This window comes from Dactylosporangium salmoneum (assembly GCF_039532525.1).
Taxonomy (GTDB): domain Bacteria; phylum Actinomycetota; class Actinomycetes; order Mycobacteriales; family Micromonosporaceae; genus Dactylosporangium; species Dactylosporangium salmoneum.
The window spans coordinates 88400-110263 of the sequence record NZ_BAAARV010000007.1 but is presented as its reverse complement, the minus strand read 5'-3'; the positions used below and the strand labels follow the sequence as shown (position 1 = coordinate 110263).

At 71.4% G+C, this 21864-nt stretch carries 16 protein-coding genes and 1 pseudogene; 9 read left to right on the top strand and 8 right to left on the bottom strand.

Annotation, left to right across the window (positions count from 1 at the left end; genetic code table 11):
- From ABD352_RS05980 to ABD352_RS05965, 4 genes and pseudogenes are all read right to left on the bottom strand, one after another.
- Complete coding sequence (locus ABD352_RS05980; protein WP_344611195.1) at positions 1-393, bottom strand: hypothetical protein; 393 nt, start codon at positions 391-393, stop codon at positions 1-3.
- Positions 390-1745, bottom strand: a complete 1356-nt coding sequence (locus ABD352_RS05975; protein WP_344611202.1) for a multicopper oxidase family protein — start codon at positions 1743-1745, stop codon at positions 390-392. Before ABD352_RS05975 ends, ABD352_RS05980 begins: the two co-directional genes overlap by 4 nt.
- Positions 1746-1885: 140 nt before the next feature.
- Positions 1886-2353 carry a hypothetical protein gene (locus tag ABD352_RS05970; protein WP_344611194.1) on the bottom strand — a complete coding sequence of 156 codons (468 nt, stop codon included), beginning with the start codon at positions 2351-2353 and terminating at the stop codon, positions 1886-1888.
- A gap of 470 nt (positions 2354-2823) precedes the next feature.
- Positions 2824-2998: pseudogene (locus ABD352_RS05965) on the bottom strand (IS5/IS1182 family transposase); the annotation flags it as partial.
- Between the two features lie 118 nt (positions 2999-3116).
- Here ABD352_RS05965 and ABD352_RS05960 point away from each other — a divergent pair.
- From ABD352_RS05960 to ABD352_RS05935, 6 genes are all read left to right on the top strand, one after another.
- Positions 3117-3662: a dihydrofolate reductase family protein gene (locus tag ABD352_RS05960; RefSeq protein ID WP_344611193.1), complete on the top strand. Its 546-nt coding sequence runs from the start codon at positions 3117-3119 to the stop codon at positions 3660-3662.
- A gap of 78 nt (positions 3663-3740) precedes the next feature.
- Positions 3741-4082 carry a DUF1801 domain-containing protein gene (locus tag ABD352_RS05955; RefSeq protein WP_344611192.1) on the top strand — a complete coding sequence of 114 codons (342 nt, stop codon included), beginning with the start codon at positions 3741-3743 and terminating at the stop codon, positions 4080-4082.
- A 44-nt stretch (positions 4083-4126) separates the two neighbouring features.
- Complete coding sequence (locus tag ABD352_RS05950) at positions 4127-4549, top strand: YciI family protein (RefSeq protein ID WP_344611191.1); 423 nt, start codon at positions 4127-4129, stop codon at positions 4547-4549.
- A 2-nt stretch (positions 4550-4551) separates the two neighbouring features.
- The gene (locus ABD352_RS05945; protein ID WP_344611190.1) at positions 4552-5817 is read left to right on the top strand and encodes an RNA polymerase sigma factor; all 1266 of its coding nucleotides are present in this window, start codon (positions 4552-4554) and stop codon (positions 5815-5817) included.
- A gap of 1349 nt (positions 5818-7166) precedes the next feature.
- Complete coding sequence (locus ABD352_RS05940) at positions 7167-7640, top strand: hypothetical protein (RefSeq protein WP_344611189.1); 474 nt, start codon at positions 7167-7169, stop codon at positions 7638-7640.
- 66 nt (positions 7641-7706) lie between these two features.
- The gene (locus ABD352_RS05935; RefSeq protein WP_344611188.1) at positions 7707-8549 is read left to right on the top strand and encodes a DUF1963 domain-containing protein; all 843 of its coding nucleotides are present in this window, start codon (positions 7707-7709) and stop codon (positions 8547-8549) included.
- A gap of 755 nt (positions 8550-9304) precedes the next feature.
- On the opposite strand, the gene ABD352_RS05930 is transcribed toward ABD352_RS05935, so the two are convergent.
- Both ABD352_RS05930 and ABD352_RS05925 read right to left on the bottom strand, forming a co-directional pair.
- Positions 9305-13003, bottom strand: coding sequence for a reprolysin-like metallopeptidase (locus ABD352_RS05930; RefSeq protein ID WP_344611187.1), 3699 nt, complete (start codon positions 13001-13003; stop codon positions 9305-9307).
- 1022 nt (positions 13004-14025) lie between these two features.
- Positions 14026-16185 (bottom strand): TerD family protein, encoded by a 2160-nt coding sequence (locus tag ABD352_RS05925; protein ID WP_344611186.1) that lies wholly within the window; start codon positions 16183-16185, stop codon positions 14026-14028.
- 125 nt (positions 16186-16310) lie between these two features.
- On the opposite strand from ABD352_RS05925, the gene ABD352_RS05920 reads away from it, so the two are divergent.
- Positions 16311-16802, top strand: coding sequence for a hypothetical protein (locus ABD352_RS05920; RefSeq protein WP_344611185.1), 492 nt, complete (start codon positions 16311-16313; stop codon positions 16800-16802).
- A 22-nt stretch (positions 16803-16824) separates the two neighbouring features.
- On the opposite strand, the gene ABD352_RS05915 is transcribed toward ABD352_RS05920, so the two are convergent.
- Positions 16825-19020: an MMPL family transporter gene (locus tag ABD352_RS05915; protein ID WP_344611184.1), complete on the bottom strand. Its 2196-nt coding sequence runs from the start codon at positions 19018-19020 to the stop codon at positions 16825-16827.
- A gap of 183 nt (positions 19021-19203) precedes the next feature.
- Here ABD352_RS05915 and ABD352_RS05910 point away from each other — a divergent pair, with 183 nt between their 5' ends.
- Entirely contained in the window at positions 19204-20421 is a 1218-nt protein-coding gene (locus tag ABD352_RS05910; RefSeq protein ID WP_344611183.1) for a sensor histidine kinase, read from the top strand.
- Complete coding sequence (locus tag ABD352_RS05905; protein ID WP_344611182.1) at positions 20418-21101, top strand: response regulator; 684 nt, start codon at positions 20418-20420, stop codon at positions 21099-21101. Before ABD352_RS05910 ends, ABD352_RS05905 begins: the two co-directional genes overlap by 4 nt.
- Here ABD352_RS05905 and ABD352_RS05900 read toward each other — a convergent pair.
- The gene (locus tag ABD352_RS05900) at positions 21098-21736 is read right to left on the bottom strand and encodes a hypothetical protein (protein WP_344611181.1); all 639 of its coding nucleotides are present in this window, start codon (positions 21734-21736) and stop codon (positions 21098-21100) included. The two genes, ABD352_RS05905 and ABD352_RS05900, sit on opposite strands and share 4 nt — an antisense overlap.
- Positions 21737-21864 lie beyond the last annotated feature (128 nt).

Genomic DNA, 21864 nt, shown 5'->3' with positions numbered 1-21864 from the left:
CTAGCTGCGCCGGTCGCTGTCCACGGGGGATCGGGCGGCGGGGCCGACCGCCGCCCGAACCGCGATCGCCAGGCCGAGCAGGGCCGCCCCGCACGCGGTGAGCAGCACAAACCCGCCGGTGGCGCCGTTGGCCTGCACGACGGCACCGCCGGCGAGTCCGGCCAGCGCGATACCGGCGGCGCTAAGCGCTGACATCAGCGCGAACGTCTGCGTCAGCAGCGACCGGTCGACGTGCCGCTCGACGAACGTGCCGGTCAGGATGATGATCGGCCCGACCCCGAGCCCGACGACGAACAGGGCGGTGAACTCGGCAACCTTGTGGTGCACGGCGGCGAGCGCGGCCGCCCCCGTGGTGATGAGCAGCGCCGCGCCGAGACCAGGATCCCCTATCACTCTGGTTTGTTGTGCGCGTCTGCACCGATCGCGTAAGGGGTGTTGATCCCCTCGTACGCCAGGTGAGCCACGAGGCCTTCGGCGGCGTGCGGAAGGTTGTGACAGTGGTCCATCCAGATGCCAGGGTTGTCGGCGACGAAGGCGATGTCGTAGGACTCGCCGTTGGCGACGTTGAGCGAGTCCACCCACCAGGGGCTCCCGGTGGCGCGTACGCCGTCCCGGCTGAGCACCACAGCGTGATGGCCGTGCAGGTGCATCGGATGGACCTCGCCACTGTGGTTCGAGATGTGTATCCGTACCACGTCGCCTTCACGGACGACGAACATCGGCACGTCCGGGAACTGGTGGCCGTTGACGGTCCAGAACATACCTGGACGCCCGTCGAGAAAGCCGGGCCGGCGGCCGATGGAGTACTCGAACCGCCGGTCCGGTGTGTCGGGGTCGAATCCGAGCTGAGCGCCGATGCCGTAGGTGAGCATGTCGAGTGTCCCGCCCGGTCGGGGCACCGCGTCCATCGCGAACGAACCTGAACCGAGCACGACACCGGTCGCCCCACCCAGATGGATCCGTACGGGCGTGCCGTCGTGGGGCATCGTCAGCTCCAGGTCGGCGCGCCCGCCGGCGGTGACGAGCACGGCCATGTCCCGCATGGGGGTGGGTCCGGCAAGGTCCGCGCCGTCCACCGCGACGAGGCGGTACGGCGCTCCGTGGACCCATGCCGGCATCGGCCCGTTGTCGGTGTTGATGACCCGTATCCGCGCAAGTCCGCCCGGCGGCACTGTGACCCGGACATCACCCTCGAAGCCATTGATCGTGCGTACGCCGTGGTAGAGGTGCACCAGCGCCACGACGTCGACCGCGTCGGGCGGGGGTGCCGCCGGTGTGACGATCAGCGCGCCGAGCAGACCGTCGCGGACCTGTTCGTGGGACATCTGGTGGGAGTGGTACCAGTATGTGCCAGCCCGATCGGCGACGAACCGATACGTGAACTCGCTGCCGACAGCGACCGCGTCCTGGGTGACGCCCGCGACCCCGTCCATCGCGTTGGGTACGTCGACGCCGTGCCAGTGCAGCGTCGTCCCGCCAGGCACGGACTCGTTGACAAGCGTCACCTGTACCAACTGCCCGACCGTTGCCCGGATGCTCGGGCCAGGTGACTGGCCGTTCAGCGTGTAGCCGTCCACCTCGCGACCGGACGGTAACCGGACGCGTCCGTGGCGCGCCGTGAGCTTGATGGCGACGTCGGCTGGCCGGGCCGGATCCGCAACGAGCGATGCGAGACTTCGCCCGCCCGCCGCGTGGTGAACATGCGGGACGCCGGCGGTGTGACCGCCGGCGTCCACGTACCCCATGTCCATCACCGAGTACGTGTCCGGTAACAGGCTCGCCTGCCAGAACCAGGCGAGCGGTCCGACGACGAGCGCCGTGGCCGCGCAGGCGATGGCCAGGCGGAGCCGGTCCGCCCGACGTACCCGGCTCATCGACACTGCCATCACACCGGCGTCGCGACAGGCGCTTCGGGACGCTCGGCTCCCCTCGGCACGGCGCGAGCCCGGTGCCCTGCATACACGGCCGTGCCGAACAGCAGTAGCGCGTTGAGGCCGTGCAGCGCGCCTAACGCAGGGACGTCGTGGCCGAACATGCCGAGGCTGACCTGTACCGCCACGAGCAGGAGCACGAGGCCAGCCCATTTCACCGCCCCGCGGACCTTCGTGAAGAACGAGACGATCAGCATGGACAGCGCGATCAGCGGGATGATCATCATCCCGTTCATGCCGTGCACCGCGAAGCCAACCGCCCCGGGGAAGGACGTCTCGCCGCTTTCCATCACAGCCTTGTCGAGCACGCCGCCGCCGTCGACCCACTTGCCGAGTCCGTACATCGCATAGACCACGGCCGTAGCCTGCACGGCCACCTCGACGGCGATCAGATACGCGAGCACCTTGTAGACAGTTCTCATGACGTTTTCTCCTCCTGAACTTATTCGGATCGAAGGCGGACTTGCCGAAGACGCGGGCGAGCAGCCACGGCCAGACCGGAAGCGCCAACCAGCCGAGAGACGCACATGACAACGCCCGGCACCCCTGTGCGTCCGCGGCACGTGGAACCTCCTCGAGGGAGTCCCCTGACGCTAGGGGTCCGCCGGGATGCCGTCGTCAATCTTGCGGACCACTCCGCTACGCCCACGGGTGGATGCCGGCCATCGGATGAGGGTGATAGCTTCCCGGGAGTTTTGACCGACCGACGTCGATTCACGGCGACGAAGGGAACGTTCAACAACCACTGCATCGCATCGTCGGTCTCCGACTGCGGGGGTTGATGCCATGCATCCCCAAAATCGCCCTTTGCTCGCAACACCGCCCTGCCCCGCGTCAGCACAGCACTATCACAGTGACCTGGCCCAGCGCCGGCTCGTCGACGCCGAAACCGCTTGCCCCGGTCGACCGGGCTCGGGCCGGTGTGCTGCCCCTTTGAGTGCTCGCAGGTGCGAGGAGTCCACGATCGCCGCGGACAGGTCAAGCCGGCCGGCGGCGCGCAGCTCGGCCAGGATCAGCTCGTGCAGCTGCTGCCAGACGCCGGCCTCGTGCCACTCCTTCAACCGCCGCAGCACTTGAAAAACTTGTCGGCCGGTTGTCGAAGCCGCCCTCCCCTGTTCGAAGTCTGTACGGAAGCGAGCCCCGCGACCCCAAGCCAGCCCGGACAGACACCCGCAGGAGAGTTCCGTGCGCAAGATCATCGCCTCGACCTACGCCACCCTCGACGGCTACATCGACAACCCCCACGAGTGGACGTTCCAGTACTCGGATGAGCGGTCCCAGCAGTACGCGTTCACGATGACTCTCAAGGCGGACTCCCTGCTGCTCGGCCGGGTGACCTACGAGGGTATGGCGCAGGCGTGGCCGAGCATGGGCGGCAACCCCTACGCCGACCACGTCAACTCCATCGCGAAGTACGTGGTCGCCAACGGGCCGGTGGACACCGCCGCATGGGGGCCCGCGACGGTCATCGCCGGGGACGATCTCGTCGCCGAGGTCACGCAACTCAAGGAGCGCGCCGGCGGGGACATCCTCATCTGGGGGACTGGCCGCCTGACCGACGCGCTCGCCGCGGCGGGGCTGCTCGACGAGTACCGGGTCTGGATCTACCCGGTGATCAAGGGCAACGGCGAGCCCTTGTTCCGGCCGGAGAGCACCACCGCACTGGAGTTCGTCGACTGCACCACTTTCGACAACGGCGTGGTCGTGGTCACCTACCGCCCGGTCAGCTGATCTGACGAGTCGCACCGGAGCGTGTCGGTGACGCACGAGCCCACACGATGACGAGGACCGATACCTGAGGAGATCGACATGAACGACGACGTAACGACCTACATCAATCGGGGACTGCCGTGGCAGCTCGAGGTGTGCGAGAAGCTTCGGCAACTCGTCCATCGGACGGTCCCGGACGTCGAGGAGCGGCTGGAGTACGGCAAGCCGCACTTCGCCAGCGATGGTCGGCACGTGGCAGCGATCCACGTCGCGCGGGGCAAGATTTCATTCTTGATCTTCAATGCCAGCGGCATCGATCCCGTCAAGGGCGTTCTCCGGTCGTTGGGCAACGGTGACCGGAAGACCGCTGACATCAGCGAAGGGCAGGCGGTCGACTACGAGCTTCTCGCCGACGTCCTGGCCAGGACCAGCGCCCGCTAGCGTTACGCGGAGCAGGCGGAAGCGCGCAGACAGGAGGAGACGACATGCGAGTTCTCGTGATGACGAAGGGCGCCGGCGCCGACGAGGAGAAGGGCACGCCGACGGCGGAGATGTTCGAGCAGATGAAGGTGTACAACGAGCAGCTGGTCAACGCCGGCATCATGCTCGGCGGCGAGGGACTGCAGCCCAGCGCCAAGGGCGCACAGGTGGTGTTCACCGAGACCGGCACGTCGGTCGTCGACGGGCCGTTCGCGGAGTCGAAGGAGCTCATCGCCGGCTACTGGATCTGGGAGGTCCGCTCGCTGGAGGAGGCCGTCGAGTGGGCCAAGAGATGTCCGTACGACCCGCGGTACGGCGCGGATCAGGTGCTCGAGATCCGGCCGTTCTATGAAATGGCAGACTTCGATGCCACTCTCGCCGCCGCCAGCGCCGACGAGGAGAGCCCGGCGCCCCGGGAAGACGGATGACGATGGACGTGCGGCGTACGATCGAGGCGCTCTGGCGGATGGAGGCGCCCCGGCTGATCGCCACCCTCGCCCGCCAGATCGGGGACGTGGGGGTCGCCGAGGACCTCGCCTCCGAGGCGTTCGTTGCCGCGCTGGAGCAGTGGCCGGCCGAGGGCATCCCGCCCCGGCCCGGCGCCTGGCTGATGGCCACGGCCCGGCACAAGGCGATCGACCGAGCGCGCCGCGAGGAAGCGGGCCGTCGCAAGGCCGCACTGATCGCGGTGGAAGCACAGCCGTACACGCCCGACGTCGCCGACGACCTGCCCGACCCGATCTCCGACGACGTACTTACGCTGATCTTCATAGCTTGTCATCCGATCCTGCCCCGGGAGGCGCGGGTCGCGCTGACCCTGCGGCTCATTGGCGGTCTCAGCACCGACGAGATCGCCCGGGCGTTCCTCGTTCCCTCGGCGACGCTCGGCCAGCGGATCTCGCGGGCCAAACGCACCCTCAGCGAGGCGCAGGTTCCGTTCGAACCACCCGGCGCCGACACGCTGCCGGCCCGGGTCGGTGCCGTACTCGAGGTTGTCTATCTCATCTTCAACGAGGGCTACTCCGCGTCCTCCGGCGACGGCTGGGTCCGCCGCGACCTGGCCCAGGAGGCGATGCGGCTGGGCCGGGTGCTGGCGGGCCTGCTGCCGACGGAGCCGGAGGTGTTCGGGCTGCTGGCGCTGATGGAGCTGCATGCGTCACGATTCGCCACCCGCGCCGAGCCGGACGGAACACCGGTCCTGCTGGACCGCCAGGACCGGTCGCGCTGGGACCGCATCCTCATCGCCCACGGGCTGTCGATGCTCGACCGCGCGGCCAAGCTTGGCCGGCCGCTCGGGCCCTACGCCATCCAGGCCGCGATCGCCGCCCATCACTCCCGCGCGAGGACCTTCGCCGAGACCGACTGGGCCGGGGTCGTCGCGTTGTACGACGCACTCGCCCAGGTCGCCCCCTCACCTATCGTCGACCTGAACCGTGCGGTCGCGCTGCTCTACGCGGACGGGCCGGAGGCGGCCCTCGCGGCGATCGACGCGATCCGGGACGACAAGCGCCTGGCCCGCTACCACCTGCTGGGCGCCGTCCGCGCCGACATCCTGATCCGCCTGGGTCGGACGGCCGAGGCCGCAGAAGAGCTCGAACACGCCGCTGACCTCGCGCCGACGCTCCACGAGCGGCAACTGCTCCGCCGGCGGATGGCCGATGCCCTCGCTGGCAAGGCCGCCGACACCGCGCCTTGACTCCAACGACTCACGACGAGTGTCGGTCGTAGCCACACCGGCGGCGAACTCGATGCGGACGTCGCGCAGCACCAAGTACACCCGCCGGGCTGGTTGGGCCATTGCGGGCAGCGGGTGAAGCGCCGGTGGACGGCATGCCAGCAGCTTTGTGATGCCGGCGGCATCACCCGGAGGGTGGTAAGCCGCCCCTGACGTGGCACTGACGCGGCGGGTTGAAGATGACGGGATCACCTGGTCAAGGCCCGCGTTGCGGGTCGGCCCTGAGACAGCGGGGCCACCGAGAATCAGGCGTAGCGAGCGGACACTGTCCAGCGGAATCGCGTCAGCCGCTGGGACGAGGGCGGTCGCGGCGTGGCGAACGAGATTCTCAACGCCGCGATGCACCGCCGACGCCAGTAATGCTCACCGACATCACGATGTTCGCGATCCTGCTCGCCGCTGCCTCACCGGGGCCCGTACGAGCAGACACTACGCCGCCTGCTGCGCCGCGCCGTCGAAGCCACCGGCTGCCGGCTGATCCTGGCCGATCCGTACCTCATTGAACCCGACCGGACCGACCCGCAACGCGCGGCGAGCGATCGGTACGGCGACGTCGTCGGCGCCCTCGCGAAGGAGTTCGACGCAGTGCACGTCGGCACCCAGGAGGCGTTCGACCGCGCGCTGGCCGACTCGTCGCCGAGGACTGGGCCGGCGACCGCATCCACCCCAACCTGCCAGGCCACGCGATCATCGCCGATGCGTACCTCGGCGCTCGGCATCACGAATACGATCTGACGCAGCGCCAGCAGCCCCGGCCCGCACCTCCGCGGCGGCTGGCGCCGGCGTGCTCGGCGTCGATCGTCGAGTTTGAGGAACCCGCCGTACCGCGAATCGACGGGGCCCTGCTCGCGCAGGGTTGCGCCGATGCCCCAGATCACCCCGCCGCACACCACCTCGGACGCCCCAGACGAGCTCCACGTGCACGGCTACGATCCTGTTCGAGGTCGAGACCCACATCAGCGACCTCGTCCTGGCCCAGCTCGTCGTGCGGTAGTCAGCCGCCGCCCCGCCCCGACGCGCCCCCTGGCCGCTGGCCGCCGCCCCTCGGCCCTAACCCGGTCGACGAGGGCCTCGGACTGGCCGCGATCGCCGGCCGGTTCGCCGACGACGACCTGGTGTCGATCCTGGACCACCTGCGCCCAAGCGCTGGAGGGTCCGAGCCGCACAACGGGGTCTTCCACGGTCACCGGGGATTGACAGACAGAGAATCACAGGACACCGGCAGGAGTCGCATGAGTGGACTGCGGCCGCACAATGATGCCGTGATCCCACCGCCGCCAGAGCCTGACGCTGTGTTGTTCCGTACCTCCGTGGGCCGGACCGTCGCGTTGTATGCCGCCGCCGTCGTCTTCATCTGGCTGTTCGGTACGTTGGTCTACGTCGGGCTGACGGCGCTACTCGACCGCACCGTCCACTTTGCCCTATCTCTGCAGCCTATGATCACTCCCGTCGGCGTCCTCAGCGTGTTGTTCGGAATGCGGATCCGCAACCTGCACTGGGTCCGGCTGTCCGCCGCCGGAGTGGAAATCGGCACGACCCGCACCCGGGCGGTCCTGGTCCCGTGGTCGGACGTGGAGTCGGCAACGGTCCGCGGCCGGTCCATCCTCGCCAACGTCGACATCGTCCCGTACCCGGCGGCGACCGTCGCGTTGCAAAACGCAAAGGGCCAGCTGTCTCCAACACGCACTCGCGGCGGGCGGCGGGGCTATCCCGTGCAGGTCGGGCTCTTTCGGGGCGGCCCCGGCGCAGTGGCGGCCGCGCTGCGCGACCGAGGCGTCCCGTAGGCCCGCCCGCGAGATGGAGACCTGGCCGCGCCGGGCGGGTTGGCCTGAGGTGCCAGCATGGCGCGGGTGCGCACCGATGACGAGCTCGTGGCCCTCGCCCGTGACGTCTTTCCCGCTGGCGTCGCCGAGCGGTGGCTAGGCCTGCGCCGGGCGGCCGTGGGGCTCGTCCCGCTGCCGGTCGGGGACGTCCGCACGCCCGTGGTCGGGCACCTCGGGGGCGAGCCGGAGCTGCCCAACGACGTGCCGTGGCCGGAGGCCGGCGGCGGGCGCCCGCTGTACCACGTGGCCACCGTCGATCTCGGCGCGCTGGCCCCGGAGGCGGCCGCGGCGGCCGGGGTGCCGGCGCAGGGGCGGCTGCTGTTCTTCGTCGACGAGGCGCTCTTCGAGGACGGCGCCGACGAAGACGACGAAGCAGAGGGCCCGGTGCCGGCCGCGGCGGCCCGCCTCGTCCATGTCCCGGCCGGGCGGACGGTGCGCCGCCGCAGCACTCCCGGGCGCGGCAACGCCTACGAGCGGACCCGGCTCGGGGCGCGGCTCGTCGCCACCGCCCCGGGGGCCCACGACGCCGCGGTGCGCCGGGCGTTCGGCGCCGAGCTCGACGACCCCGGCCACCCGCTGTTCGGCCTGCCTCTCGCGAGGGCGCTGGCCGATCCCGAGCCCGACCACCGCCTCGGCGGCCACCCGCAGCCGCTGCGCGGCCCGGTCGAGCTCGACGCCGCGGTCGCCGCGCTCGGCCCGGGCGCGGACGTGCGGCTGCTGGCCCAGTTCGACCGGGGCGACCCGGACATCGCCTGGCACGGCGACGACGGGGTCCTGCTGTACTGGCTCATCCGCGCGGACGACCTCGCGGCGGCGCGCTTCGACCGGGCCGTCTTCGTGCTGCGCCGCCCGTACCCGAACTGGGAGTAGCGTCCCTGCCCATGGAGCGAACGACGGCCTACAGCGACCCGTGGTACCCCCGGCCGTTCCCCGGCCCCGAGTGGGCCTCACGGATCCTGTGGTCCGCGACGAGCCTGCTCACCGCGTGGTCGGGCGCGGCGCACGCGGCGGTGACCCCGGCCGGCGACCCGGCGCAGGGCGAGCCGACCGACGCCGCCACCGCCCGGGCGCTGCTCGCCGTGCCGGGGTTGACCGCCGCGCAGCCCGCGGCGGCAAGGTCGCTGCGACCCGGACGTGGCTGGCGTGGGCCGAGCAGTACGTCGCCGACCTCGACCCGCTCCGCGGCGGCCTCGGGCTTCTGCAGCTCGCTGAGCCGACGCGGGAGCAGTTGCGGCCGTTCATGCCGACGCAGTATCGGCTGGTGTGGCCCGACTCGGCCGTCGCCCGTGAGCGCCTCGTCGCCAGCTACGACCGGCGCCGGCGGCCACGTTCGACTATCTGCTGGGCATGCTCGCCGCGGACCGGGTCGACATCGACCTCCGTTGAGCAAGCTGCCGGCGCCGCCTACGGCTATGGCCTTTCTCTATTGTGTGAAGGACGGCGGGCATTTCCTTCATAAACTTCACACAATTTCGCTCAGGCACATTATTGAACAAGCGGATTGCCATGGCTGGGCGTTACTGCCGCCGTTCGTCGCGTATTCGGGTGCTGCCGGATACTGGGCCGAAACAAAACTGAGGCTCCTCCCCCGATGGGGAGGAGCCTCAGTTTCTTGCTCGGGTCGATCAGGTGTGTGCGGTCAAATTGCCGCCGGTGAGGTTGATCTCACCGGTATTGGCGCCGGTCCAGTCCGACGAGAAGAGCAGGGTGCCGCCGCTCCAGAGCGTGACCCCCACGGAGTCGGACGCGCCCGGGGTGCCGCGGTCGGTGGCCGTGACCTGCAGCGTCAGGCCCGTGCCGACGGTGACCTCCTTCTTCGGGTTGGTGACGTCGACCAGCGTTGCGGTGTACCGGGCGTTCGCCGTGCCGTCCGCGCTCACGCCGACGGCGTTGAGCGATGTCGTGCGGACCTCGTACTGGTGGCCGCCGGAGGTGAACTTCACCGTCGCGCTCCCGGTCCGGCCGGCGCCGTTGTTGACCTTCGCGTCCAGCGTGAGGTCCACCGGGGACCCGGGCGTCGTCGCGTAGGTGCCGGCGGGCCGGGTCGGGCGCACCGAGCCGCTGCCGGTGATGAACCGGCCGTTGGCGTTGGCGATGGTCACCGTGGCGGTGGCTGTGCCCGTGTAGTAGCCACGGACGACGGCCATGACGGCGTGTTCACCGGCCGGCAGGGTCGCGGTGCAGCTCGCCGACGCCTCCGTCGTGGCCGTCCCGAGCAGCGCCACCGTGCCGGTGCACAGGGTCGTGCCACCCTCCTGGAACGTCACCGTAGCCAGGCGGATGTCACCGGCGGTGGTGTCGGTCGACCCGGGCAGCACCGAGCCGTCCCGCACCGTCGCGCGCAGCAGGGTCGGCGCCCCGCTCTCGCCCGCCGCCGTGAACACCCGCGTGTCTCCGGTGTAGACGGCGTCGGCGCCCTCCGCGATCACCTGGACGGTGAACGAGGTGCTCCGGCTGATGCCGGTGCCGTCGGTGACGGCGACGCTGACCGGGTAGTCGCCCGGCGCCGCGGTCGTGGCCCCGGTGACGGTCCATGTCCGCCGGCCGGGCAGCGTGTCGCCGGCCGAGGTCGACGCCGCCGCGAGAGACAGGCCGGCCGGCAGGCCGGTCGCCGTCGCCGTGAGCTGGGCGCCCGCGGTGTCCTCATCGGTCGCCGTCACGGTCACCGTCGGGGAGAGCGCGTCGCTGTACTCGACGGTGGCCGTGCCCGACGGCGTGTCGTTGGACACCACCGGCGCGGCGTGGATCGTGATGTCGGCGTCGTTGAGGTCGAAGAAGACATTCCCGACGGGCTCGACCTTGATGCGGCCCTTCGCGGTGGGGACGTTCGGCATCGTCACCGTGGCGCTGCCGGTGTTCGGCACGTCGTCGGCCAGGACGTACGTGAAGTGCTGCCCGCCGTCGACGGAGAGCGAGATCCTCACGCGTGCCGCGTTGATCGGCGCCGCGTTCGTGCCGGCCACGTCCCAGGTCACGCTCTGCTGCGAGCCGCCCTCGACGGTACCGGGGGTGGCCTGCGAGGTGACCAGGAACGGTCCGGCCGCGGGGGCGAGCACCAGCGCGACGTCCGCGCTGCCGACGCCGCCGCCGCCCGGGTGCCCGTCGCGGGCGGTGAGCCGGAAGTGCATGGTCCGGTCGCCGGTGAAGCCGACCCAGTCCGACGTGGGCAGGAACTCCGAGTAGCAGTCGACGAGGTCGGCCGGCACGTTCGTCGCGCCGCCCGTCGGCGGCGCCGGTGGGGCGGCCGGGCAGATGCCGGTCGCGGCGTTGGTGTTGCCCGACGCGATCTGCGCCAGGTCGGGGAACGTCCGGGTCGGGTTCGTGGTCACGGCGTTCTCGCCCGGCGAGTGGTACTGCTGGGTGTCGCTGGGGCTGACGTACGCCGCGACCCCGAACTGCCGGAACAGCGGGCCGGCGGTCTTGGTGTTGCTGACCAGCGCCGTGCCGGCCGCCGCGCCGCGGTCGTTCTGCTCCCACATGTACGTGACGGTGTCGCCGTCCGAGTCCGTCGCGCCGCCCGTCAGGGTGAAGGGGGTACGGACGGGGATGGTGTAGGACGCGGCCGGAAGCGTCACGACCGGCGCGTGGTTGGCGGTCGGCTCCACGATGATGCCGCCGTTGTCGATCGCGCCGCCCTTGGCGGTCTCGCCGACGAATCCGGAGGTGCCGGACGGGCCGGTGAGCGAGAGCATACCCACCCTGGTCGAGGCCAGGGTGCCGCCGAACGTGACCTGGAAGCCCTGGTCGTTCAGCGTTCCGCTACCACCGAACGCCGCCACGGTCACCGTCGCGCCGGCGGGCCAGCCGGGGATCGCCTCGATCGCGGCCTTGATGCCCGCGGTCGTGTAGTTCGTGCCGCGCACGATCGGCGCCGAGTCGCTGCCGTTGTACCGCAGCGTGAACGAGTCGCCGTTGGTGTCGAACTCGTACAGCGACGCGGTCTGCACTGCGTTGATCGCCGGCCGGTTCGACGTGATGTACGTCGTGATCTCCGTGTAGCTGCGCTGCGACCAGTACGGGTCGCTGTGCGGCTGCAGGTTGTCCTGCTGGCAGATCCCGGCGTACGCCATGATGGACGACCCACTGCCCGGCTCGTAGGAGTTCGCCGCGCTGCGGTTGCCGCCCGAGCAGTTGTACTGCGTGCCGTTGAAGGTGTGGTTGCCGGCGAACTGGTGGCCCATCTCGTGGGCCACGTAGTCGACGGCGTAGTAGTCACCGACCGGCTGCGGCAGGCCCGTGCAGCCCTGCGCCTTGGAGTTGCCGCCGACGACGCCGAGGCTCGCGACACCGCCGCCGTTCACGCCGAGGCCGATGTGGCCGATGTCGTAGTTGCTCGCGCCGATGAGCTGGCCGAGCACGATCCGGTTGCGGCTCAGCGTGCTGCTGGCGCACGACGTGAGCTGCGCCGTGGTAAAGCACGCGGCCGCGCCGCACGGCCCGTTGGGCTCGGTCGCCAGGGCGGACGTGTTCAGGTTGATCTTGTCGGTGTCGTTGACCAGGATGAGCCGGATCGCGGTCTCGTCCTCGTACACCTGCGTGACCCGGTTGATCAGGGTCACCTTGGCCGCCGTGACGTTGTCGGCGCCGAAGAACGCGGCGTACGACGGGTCGGTGACCAGCGCGAGCCGGTACGTACGCAGCGTGACCTGCGGGCCGGTCGGGACCTCGGCCAGCGCCTGCGCGACCGTCGCCTCGACGTCCTCCTGCTCGGCGAAGTCCGGGTGCGCGTTGGTCAGGTCGCGCCCGAAGTAGCTGGCGTACAGGCTGTCGTCGCCGTGGTAGTAGGGGTCGATGTACCACGCGCCGCCGGCGGAGCGCACGGAGGCGTGGAAGCCCAGCGGGGTCAGGTCGGCCCGGATGGTTGCCGTCGGGTCGTCGAGGCCGCGGCCGGTGTACGTCTTGATCTCCGGGTGCTTGGCCGCGAGGCCCGCCTCCATGATGGGCGAGTCGACCAGCTCGAACCGCTGGAGATCGCCGCCCGGCGCCGGCAGGGAGACCACGAGTGTCGCCTGGCGGGCTGCCGTGCGCTGCTCGCGGGGCGCGGCGTCCAGATCGGACTTCAGGGCCGCCCGGTCGAGGGTGAACGCCGCGAGGCGCTTCGCCTTCATCCCGGCCTGGTGGCCGTGCTTGGACTTCCCGGGCGGCGTGCCCTGGACCCGCTGCCAGGGGTTCTTGCCCTTGCCCGGCGCCGCGGAGGCGGGCTGCGGGAGCATCGCGACCGGCAGTGCGAGCAGCGCCGCGAGCGCGATCGCGCTCAGCCGCGCGACGCGGGTCCGGGCGCGGCGACGGGAGGGGGTGGTGTTGTGTGGCGGACCAGATGGCATCGAACAGCTCCTAGCTGTGGTCTCGGGACGAGCCCGCCGTCGTGGGCGGACGCATTGCCACGGCAATAAGCCCTTAGGCCTCGTTCGTGCGCGCAAGGGCTAACGGTCATTGATGACCAGAAAAATAGGTGTTTCTGACCGGTAGCGACTATCCGCCGTACAGACGAGTGAAATTCGACCGGGCCCGCCAATAGGATCACCCGGCCCCAATCAGATCGCGGGGTCACCCCCCATTCCGCAGGAGGCGAGGATTTGAACTCCCGGTTGCCCAGATAGGCCTTATTCGCCGCGACAGCGGCGACGACCGTCGTGGCGGGCGCGGCACCGGCCGAGCCCGGCCGGTCTCCATTGCGGCCGCTACTACCGAGCGCCCGGGCTGTACATGGACGAGCGTTGCCGACCGCGTATTAGGCGGGTCTCCATTACGGCGACTTCACCAAGGGCGAGCCCCGCACCGTCCAGGACAGGCAGCACCGGCCGAGCCCGGCCGGTCTCCATTGCGGCCTGCTCGTCACCACCAAGCGTGTGCACTGGAAGTCGGGCAGCACCGGCCGTCCCCGGCCGGCATCCATTGCAGCGCCGACGCCAAGCACGCCGGCCCGGTGTAGCGGAGAGAACTAGAGGATGGCGAGGGACTCGGCCGCCACGCGATCGAAGCTGGCTGTGGTTTGACAGGCCTGGTGGCCGGTGAGCACGGACGACGTCACGAGCGAGCTCGACGCGGACCGGGCTGCGGCTGTTCGGCAGCTCGTCGCTCGTGTCGGGGCGGTGGGCCGGGTTTCGGGCCGCAGGCCGTGGCGGGCGCTGCTGCGGCGGATCAGCCGCGGCCGGTGGGGCCAACGGCACGGCTGGCCGGTGGTTCCGGTGCTGGGCACGCCCTGGCAGGACACCGGAGCTGAGGGAGCCGCGACGGGCCGAGGAGAGCGCGGGCGCTAGTTACACCAGATCCCCCGCTTGCGCGGAGGTTCCCGATTCGAACGGAAATAGTAGGAAGCGCCTGCATGGCCTCGGCCGTCGCCGCTTTACTCAGGGATCAGCTCACTGAGCCGATCCAAGCTATATGCCTCCGATCCCTCCGGCAACGCCTCGGGGGCCTCGAGGCCGATGAACACGACCGGCTCGTCCGGAGGCGAGCCGTCCCAGGTCCGCACGTCGGCCCGCTCGCGCCACCGGTCGACCAGGTAGGACATGGTCAGGTAGCGGCGCTCGACCACGGCCCGCACCCGGTCGGCCACGGTGAGCTTGTTGTCCTCCACCCGGTTGAACGACGGCCGGCCCTGCAGGTACAGGTGCAGCCACACGGCCTGCCAGCCGTGCTCGCCCCGGGCGAACACCATCGGCAGCGCGATGCGGCCCTCGCCGCGCATCTGCGAGCGGGCCCGCACGGTGCGGGGCTCGAACGGGACGCCGCGCTGGTCCTCCGTGCGGATCTGGTAGCCGAACATCGACTCGGCGACGTCGTAGAACGACTCCCCCGCGTAGATGTAGACCTGCGGAACCACGTACTGGCCGCGGACCGAAAGGGGTACGTCGATGAACTCGGTCGCGCCGTCCCTCCCGTCGGTGATGTCGCCGGAGTGCACGATGCCGTCGTGCTTGTAGTTGGTCCAGGACACCTGCCCGGCGGTGTGGAAGTCCTCGTCGAGCAGCAGCACCGACAGGTCGTAGTCGGTGCGGCGGCTGGCCTGGCGCCAGTACGTGAAGAAGCGCAGCAGCTCACCGTTGACCGTGCTCCGCGAACCACGAGGCAGCACGGCGAAGCCGCCCTCGGCTGCCTTGCCCGACAGCGGCAGGGCGACGTCGAGCACCGCCGGGTCGACCAGCAGCGGCCGGTCGAACTCGGGCAGCCGGGCGCCGATCTCCGCGTCGAGGCGCGCCGACAGGTCGGCGACCAGGTCGGCGGGCAGCGGTGGCCGGCGGTCCGGGCCGATGTACGCGCGCCGGGCGCGGTTCGCGAACATGCGGGCGGACGCGGGGCGCAGCCGGTTGTCGAGGTGCTCCCGCAGCGAGCAGAGCACCCGGCCCGACGCCGAGCCGAGCGCACCGGTGACCGCCTCGACCACAGCGGCCCGCTCCGCCGCCGGGGCCAGCCGCAGCAGGCGGTCGGCCGAGCGCAGGAGCATGCCCGGGGCGGCCGACAGCGTCGCCGCGGCCGGGGCGATGGCTCCGGCGCGGATCGCCGCCTCGGCGCGGCCGGCGAGGGTGGGCACCCGGCGCTCGCCGCGCGCGACCGCAAACACCTGCTGGGCGTGCGGCCACTGGGCGTACTCGTGCGGGTGCAGCCGTTCGCCGAGCCGCTTCCACCGCTCCGCGTAGCGCGGGACGTCGCCGAGCTTGCCCGGGCTCGCGCCGATGATGTCGTTGAGCGCGCCGAGCAGGACCCGCCGCTCCCGGCGCCGGAAGGCGCGGAATCGGGTGGGCGTGGCGAGCGAGACGTCGCCGGCTGAGGCCTGGCAGGCCAGGCGCAGCACGTCGGTCGTGGTGTCCACGGCGAGCAGCGGCCGGCCGAGCAGGAGCCGGATGTCGTTGAGCACGGCACGGTTCTCCCGCACCGGGATCTCGGCCGGCTGCGGGCCGTCGGCGCAGACGACGGCGAGCTCGTCGAGCAGATCGAGGTCCGCCTCGCCGAGCGGCGTCGTGCTGCCGGCCAGGGCCAGGTACAGCCGCTGCGCTTCCGCCTCGGCGGTGTCGCCGAGGTGCAGCAGGGTGACCCGGTCGCCGGTCGAGGCGATCAGCGCGTCGTGGGCGTCCAGGAGATCGGCGTAGGTGTGCTGGTAGGTGCCGTAGCCGGGCAGGTCGAGCAGGTTGACCAGGCCCGAGGCGACCGCGTCGCGCAGCTGCCCGTCGGTCGCGGTGCCGCCGCCGGTGAGCACGGCCGCGCGCAGGCAGTCGGTCCAGAACTCGACGGTGTCCGGTACGTCGTCGGGGAAGCCGATGAAGTAGGCGTTGTGCTGGACGTGGTCGCCGACCAGCTCGCGCACCGCGGACACGACCGTGGCGGCGAGGTCCATCGCGGGGCCGGTGGCCAGGGCGCCGATGTGGTCCAGCAGGGCGCGGGAGGCCGAGAACCCGACGTCGAGCAGCGTGACGTCCAGCTGCCGGGCGACCGCGGTGCCGTCGCCGGCCTCGCCGGTGCTGGCGGGTACCCGCAGCGTCTTCTGGATGATGAGCTTCTCGAACATGCGCGCCCCTCCGTTCCGCGGCGGTGATCGTGGCCCGGTCGAGGCTACGGCATCGGTACTCAAGGATCATTCGATAAAAGGGCGCCCTTGTTGCAAGTTGTTGGCAACTACCGCATAGTGGCAGTGTGGAGCAAGATCGTGGGCGGGTCTGGGTCGAGGTGCTGGTCGTCGGGGCGCGCGGGGGCGGTATCGGCTTCCGGGTGATCGGTGGCGAGCTGACCTCGGGGGCTCACCCGGACGCCACGGCGGCAGGGATGGCCGCCCAGTGCGATGGTCCTCAACCTTGCTGGGTGCCGCCGCCGCTCACGGTCTTGCATTCCACCTCGTGGCGGTATGAGCTCGGGCGGGTCGTGCTGACATATGTCGCCGTCCGGGACGGGATGCCCGACCCGGGAAGCGTCGCGCTGGGGGACGGGGAGATCGCCCGCTCCGGGGACCCGGTCGCGCCCAGCCCGCCGGCGGTCACACTCGACGCGGTGGCCGGGCATGCCGTGCGGCACCTGGCGTGGCTGCGCTCCACCGACGAGGTGGTCGCCACGGCGCTGGCCGGGACCGACGAACTCTGGTCGGCCCTCGACGCGTACGTGCCGGCGCCGGCCGGGGCGCTGCTGCCGTAACGCCCCGGCCTGGCAAAAAAGGTCAGCGTGCCGAGGGCTCCAGGACGCGGGCCGCCGGCTCGTCGGCCGTCCGGTCCAGGTGGTGGCGCAGCTGCTCGCCTTCGACGTCGACGTTGGGCATGGCCTTGTCGAGCCAGCGGGGCAGCCACCAGGCGGCACGTCCGAGCAGTGCCATCACCGCAGGCACGACGATCATGCGCACGACGATCGCGTCGAACAGGATGGCCATGCCCAGCCCGAAGCCGATCGACTTGATGATCGCCTCGGGGCCGAGCATGAAGCCGAAGAAGACGCTCATCATGATCAGCGCGGCGGCGGTGACGACCCGGGCGCCGTGGCCGAAGCCGGAGACGACGGCGTCGCGCGGCTGGGCGCCGTGCACGTGGTCCTCCCGCATGCGGGTGACCAGGAAGACCTGGTAGTCCATGGCCAGCCCGAACACGATGCCGATCAGCAGGATAGGCAGGAAGCTGATGATCGGCCCGGTCTGGGCGATGCCGAACAGGCCGGCGAGCCAGCCCCACTGGAACACCGCGACGAGCGCGCCGAACGTCGCGGCAACCGACAACAGGAACCCGAGGGTCGCCTTGAGCGGCACCAGCAGGGAACGAAACACCAGAGCGAGCAGGATGAACGCGAGGCCGACGACGAGCGCGAGATACGGCAGGAGTGCGCTGCGCAGGCGTTCGCTGATGTCGAGGTTGATGGCGGTGGTGCCGGTGACGCCGACGCCCGCGCCCGCGGTGCCGTCGAGGTCGCGGATGGCGTGCACGAGGTCCTCGGTGGCCGCCGCGTCCGGGGCGCTGTCCGGGATGACGGTGACGATCGCCGTGTCGCCGGCCTGATTGGTCGCCGCGGGGGTGACCGCGGCGACGTCGGCCAGGCCGGTGATGCGCTGGGCGACCTGCCCGGCCGCGGACTCGGCCGCGCCGGCGGGCGCGTCGACGACGACCGTCAGCGGGCCGTGGAAGCCCGCGCCGAACCCGGTCGTGAGCAGGTCGTAGGCCTTGCGCTGGGTGCTGCCGGGCGCGGCGGCGGTGCCCTCGGTGGGCAGGCCGAGGCGCAGGTCGAGCGCCGGGAGCGCGATCGTGCCGAGTCCGAGCAGCGAGACGAGCAGCGCGAGCACCGGCCGGCGCACGACGGCGCTGACCCAGCGGGTGCCGAGAGTCGCGTGGCCGCGCCGGCCGCGGGTCCGCCCGGCGGTGATCCGGCGCCCGGCGAAGCCGAGCAGCGCGGGCAGGAGGGTGAGGGCGATGAGCACGGCGATGGCGACGGTGCCGGCGGCGGCGACGCCCATCTCCGTGAGGAACGGGATGCCGACCACGGCCATGCCGGCCAGGGCGATGATGACGGTCAGGCCGGCGAAGACGACCGCGGAGCCGGCGGTACCGACCGCCCGGCCGGCGGCTTCCTGCGGTTCGCGCCCCTCGGCGACCTCGTGCCGGTAGCGGGAGACGATGAACAGGGCGTAGTCGATGGCGACGGCCAGGCCGAGCATCGTGGCCAGGGCCGAGGTCGTGCCGGACAGCTCGAGGAAGTGCGTGGCGATGCCGATCACCGCCACGCCCAGGCCGACGCCGAGGAGCGCGGTCAGCAGCGGCAGGCCGGCGGCCAGCAGCGAGCCGAACGTGATGAGCAGGACGACCGCGGCCACCACGACGCCGAGGATCTCGCCGACCGGGGCGTCGCTCGCGGCCTGCACGGCGTCACCGGAGACCTCGACGGTGAGCCCGGCGGCGCGCGCCGTGTCGATGACGCCGGTCAGCTTGCCGCGGGCGGCGTCGGTCAGGTCCGCGGACTTCGCGGTGTAGGTGACATCGGCGTAGGCGACGGTGCCCGCCTGGTTGACGGACCGTGTCTTGAACGGGTCCGTGACCGAGCCGAGCTGCGGTGACGTGCCGAGGTCGGCGACCGCCCGCTCGATGGCCGCCTGGCTGCCGGCCGAGGTCAGCGTCTGGCCGTCCGGGGCGGCGAACACGATCCGGGCGGCGGCGTCGCCGGCCGTGGTGCTCTGCGCCGCCGCCTGCGGAAACCGCTCCGCGAGCAGGTCGATCGCCCGCTGCGCCGGGGTGCCCGGGATGCTGAACGTCGACGATGCCGGCTTCGCCAGCGCGGCCATGCCGACCACGGCGGCCGCGAGCAGCGCCAGCCAGGCGAACGCGACCGCCCAGCGGCGACGGAACGAGAACCGGCCCAGCCGGTACAGCAGCGTGGCCATGAGCAAGATCTCCTGACTGCAGAACGGATAACATGCAACTGCCACTCCACGATCGCCGCGGACGGGGCCGAGATCGTCGTCCGACGGGAGCCGGGTGCTACTGCGATCGCAGTAATCGCGGCGTGCGGGCGTTGCTGCGAATGGACGACGAATGGCGACACGCCACCGCCTACCGTCGAAGGGGTGGGGACCGACATCATCGAGCTCGGCCGTGACTGGGTGACCCGTCATCGGGCCCGGCTCTCCGATCTGCTGCTGGCCGGCGCCGCCGGTGCGCTCGCGCTGCAGTCGGAATGGCAGGCCGGCCCCGGCCGCACGGCCGCGGTCCTCGCGGTGAGCGTGGCGGCGATCCTCGTGCGCCGGCGGTGGCCGGTGCCCGCGCTGCTCGCCGTGACCGCGGCGGCCCTGCTCACGGTCGTCCTCGAGACCCCCTCGGGGGCGCTGCTGCTGGTCCTCGGCGCGCTCATGTACAGCACCGCGCTGCACACGAGCCACCGGCGGCCGTGGCTGTACGCGCTCAGCGTCTCCGGGATCCTGTTCCTGGCCGGGCTGCTGGTCGACTTCGACCACTGGTGGGCGGCGAGCAGCATCGGGCTGTTCGCGTGGATCTGCGGCGGCGGGGCGCTCGGGGACGCGGTGCGCAACCGGCGCGCGTACATCGCCGAGGTCACCGAACGGGCGCTGCAGGCCGAACGGACCCGCGAGGACGAGGCCCGCCGCCGGGTGATGGACGAGCGCCTGCGCATCGCCCGCGAACTGCACGACGTCGTCGCCCACCACATCGCCGTCATCAACGTGCAGGCCGGCGCCGCCGGTCACGTCATCGCCCGGCACCCGGAACAGGCCGGACCCGTGCTGGAGGTGATCCGGGAGGCGTCCGACACCGTGCTACGGGAGATCAAGTCCGTGATCAGCGTGCTGCGTGAGCCCGGCGAGACCGACAGCACCGAGCCGAGTCCCGGGCTGGATCGGGTACCGGACCTGATCCGCAACTTCGCGGCCACCGGTTTCCGGATCGAGCTGCGCAGCGACGGCGAGCCGCGCCCGCTGCCGGCCATCGCCGACCTGGCCGCGTACCGGATCGTGCAGGAGTCGCTGACCAACGCGCACCGCTACGGCCGCGGCGCGGCGGAGGTGACGATCGCCTGGACCGCCCGCGCGGTCACGATCGAAGTCCTCAACGACATCGGCGCGGCCCGCCCCGGCCGGCCGACCGGCTCCGGGTTCGGGCTGCTGGGCATGCGCGAGCGCGCCGCCGCCGCGCACGGCACCGTCGTCGCCGGCCCGGCGCCGGGTGGACGGTTCCGCGTCCACGTCACCCTGCCGGCCACCGAGCCGGCCGGCCCGCCGCAGCACGACGCGGCCGCCGACATCACCGCCGAAGGAGATCAGCGATCATGACGATCCGGGTCCTGCTCGCCGACGACCAGGCACTCATCCGCGCCGGCTTCAAAATGATCATCGACGCCGAGGCGGACATGCAGGTGGTCGCCGAGGCCTCCGACGGCCGCGAAGCCGTCGATTTCGCCCGCAGCCGGCGCGCCGACGTCGTGCTCATGGACATCCGCATGCCCAACGTCGACGGACTGGAGGCCACCCGGCGTATCTGCTCGGACGACAGCCTCGCCGGCGTACGCGTCCTGGTCGTCACCACCTTCGAGGACGACGACAACGTCGTCCTGGCGCTGCAGGCCGGAGCGAGCGGCTTCCTGGGCAAGAACGTCGCGCCGAACGACCTGCTCGCCGCGATCAGGGTCGTCGCCGCCGGCGAGGCGCTGCTGTCGCCGGCCGCGACCCGGGGACTCGTCAGCCGCTTCCTCTCGCAGCTTCGCCCACCGGCACCCGACACGGCGACCGGCCTGGACCAGCTCACCGAGCGGGAACGCGAGATGGTGATCCTCGCCGCGCACGGCCTGTCGAACGAGGAGATCGGCGCCCGGCTGTTCCTGTCCCCGCTGACCGCGAAGACCCACGTCAACCGGGCCATGACCAAACTGAACGTCCGCGACCGCGCCCAGCTCGTGGTCCTGGCCTACCAGAACGGCCTGGTCCGGCAGGGCGACCGCCTGCCCGGACCCTAACGATCCTCCACGGAGCCCTCGCGGACGAGATCAATCGAGCCGCGCGGGGAAGGCAGGTCGGCCAGCCGCTGCACCTCGGGCATCAGGCGGGCAGCCACAGCGAGATCGGCCAGGCCCACCGCGGCCGCGGCGATCATGATGCCGGCGACCGGGGCGGCGGGAACCGCGATAGCGGCGATGATCCCGGCAGCGGCGCGCACGCGCAATAGGTCGCGGGCCGGGCGCGGATAGCGGCCCGAGACGGCGCCGTCGACCGCGGCGGGGATACCGAACGCCAGGGCGGCCGCCGCGGCGATCGTGGCCGAGTCGAGGTCGGGCTGGCGGATGATCATGATGCCGGCCGTGGCGGGCAGCGCCGCGCCGAGCAGCAGGACCGGCAGACCGCCGTAACAGGCCCGCAGCAGCTGGGTGCCGCCGAGCCGGGCGAAGGCGGTGCACAGCAGCCAGGCGCCGACGACCGCCGGGCCGAGGGCGCGCATCGGCATCGGCCACAGCGCGGCCAGCAGCACGCCGAGGAGGCCGAAACTCGCCGACGCCCACCAGCCGAGGATGCCGTGCAGGGGGCGGGCGTGGCGCAGCAGATCGCCGGTGTCGGTCCGGGCCCACGTGAACACTCGGTCGAAGAATATGCGCACGGACGACTGTTACCCACCGAACCGCCCAGCCATCCATGAACCGCCCAAAAGGAGCAGGTGGTCGACGAAAGCGCGCCGCGAAACACCGGAACGTCGGCGGTGTCCGCGACGGTAGGCTCGCGGAGCAC

What these genes read in the sequence shown, in the direction of transcription:
- ABD352_RS05975 (WP_344611202.1), bottom strand. Translation starts at nt 1,745, where the DNA reads ATGGGGTACGTGGACGCCGGCGGTCACACCGCCGGCGTCCCGCATGTT.
- ABD352_RS05970 (WP_344611194.1), bottom strand. Translation starts at nt 2,353, where the DNA reads ATGAGAACTGTCTACAAGGTGCTCGCGTATCTGATCGCCGTCGAGGTG.
- ABD352_RS05955 (WP_344611192.1), top strand. Translation starts at nt 3,741, where the DNA reads ATGAACGACGACGTAACGACCTACATCAATCGGGGACTGCCGTGGCAG.
- ABD352_RS05950 (WP_344611191.1), top strand. Translation starts at nt 4,127, where the DNA reads ATGCGAGTTCTCGTGATGACGAAGGGCGCCGGCGCCGACGAGGAGAAG.
- ABD352_RS05945 (WP_344611190.1), top strand. Translation starts at nt 4,552, where the DNA reads ATGGACGTGCGGCGTACGATCGAGGCGCTCTGGCGGATGGAGGCGCCC.
- ABD352_RS05930 (WP_344611187.1), bottom strand. Translation starts at nt 13,003, where the DNA reads ATGCCATCTGGTCCGCCACACAACACCACCCCCTCCCGTCGCCGCGCC.
- ABD352_RS05925 (WP_344611186.1), bottom strand. Translation starts at nt 16,185, where the DNA reads ATGTTCGAGAAGCTCATCATCCAGAAGACGCTGCGGGTACCCGCCAGC.
- ABD352_RS05915 (WP_344611184.1), bottom strand. Translation starts at nt 19,020, where the DNA reads ATGGCCACGCTGCTGTACCGGCTGGGCCGGTTCTCGTTCCGTCGCCGC.
- ABD352_RS05905 (WP_344611182.1), top strand. Translation starts at nt 20,418, where the DNA reads ATGACGATCCGGGTCCTGCTCGCCGACGACCAGGCACTCATCCGCGCC.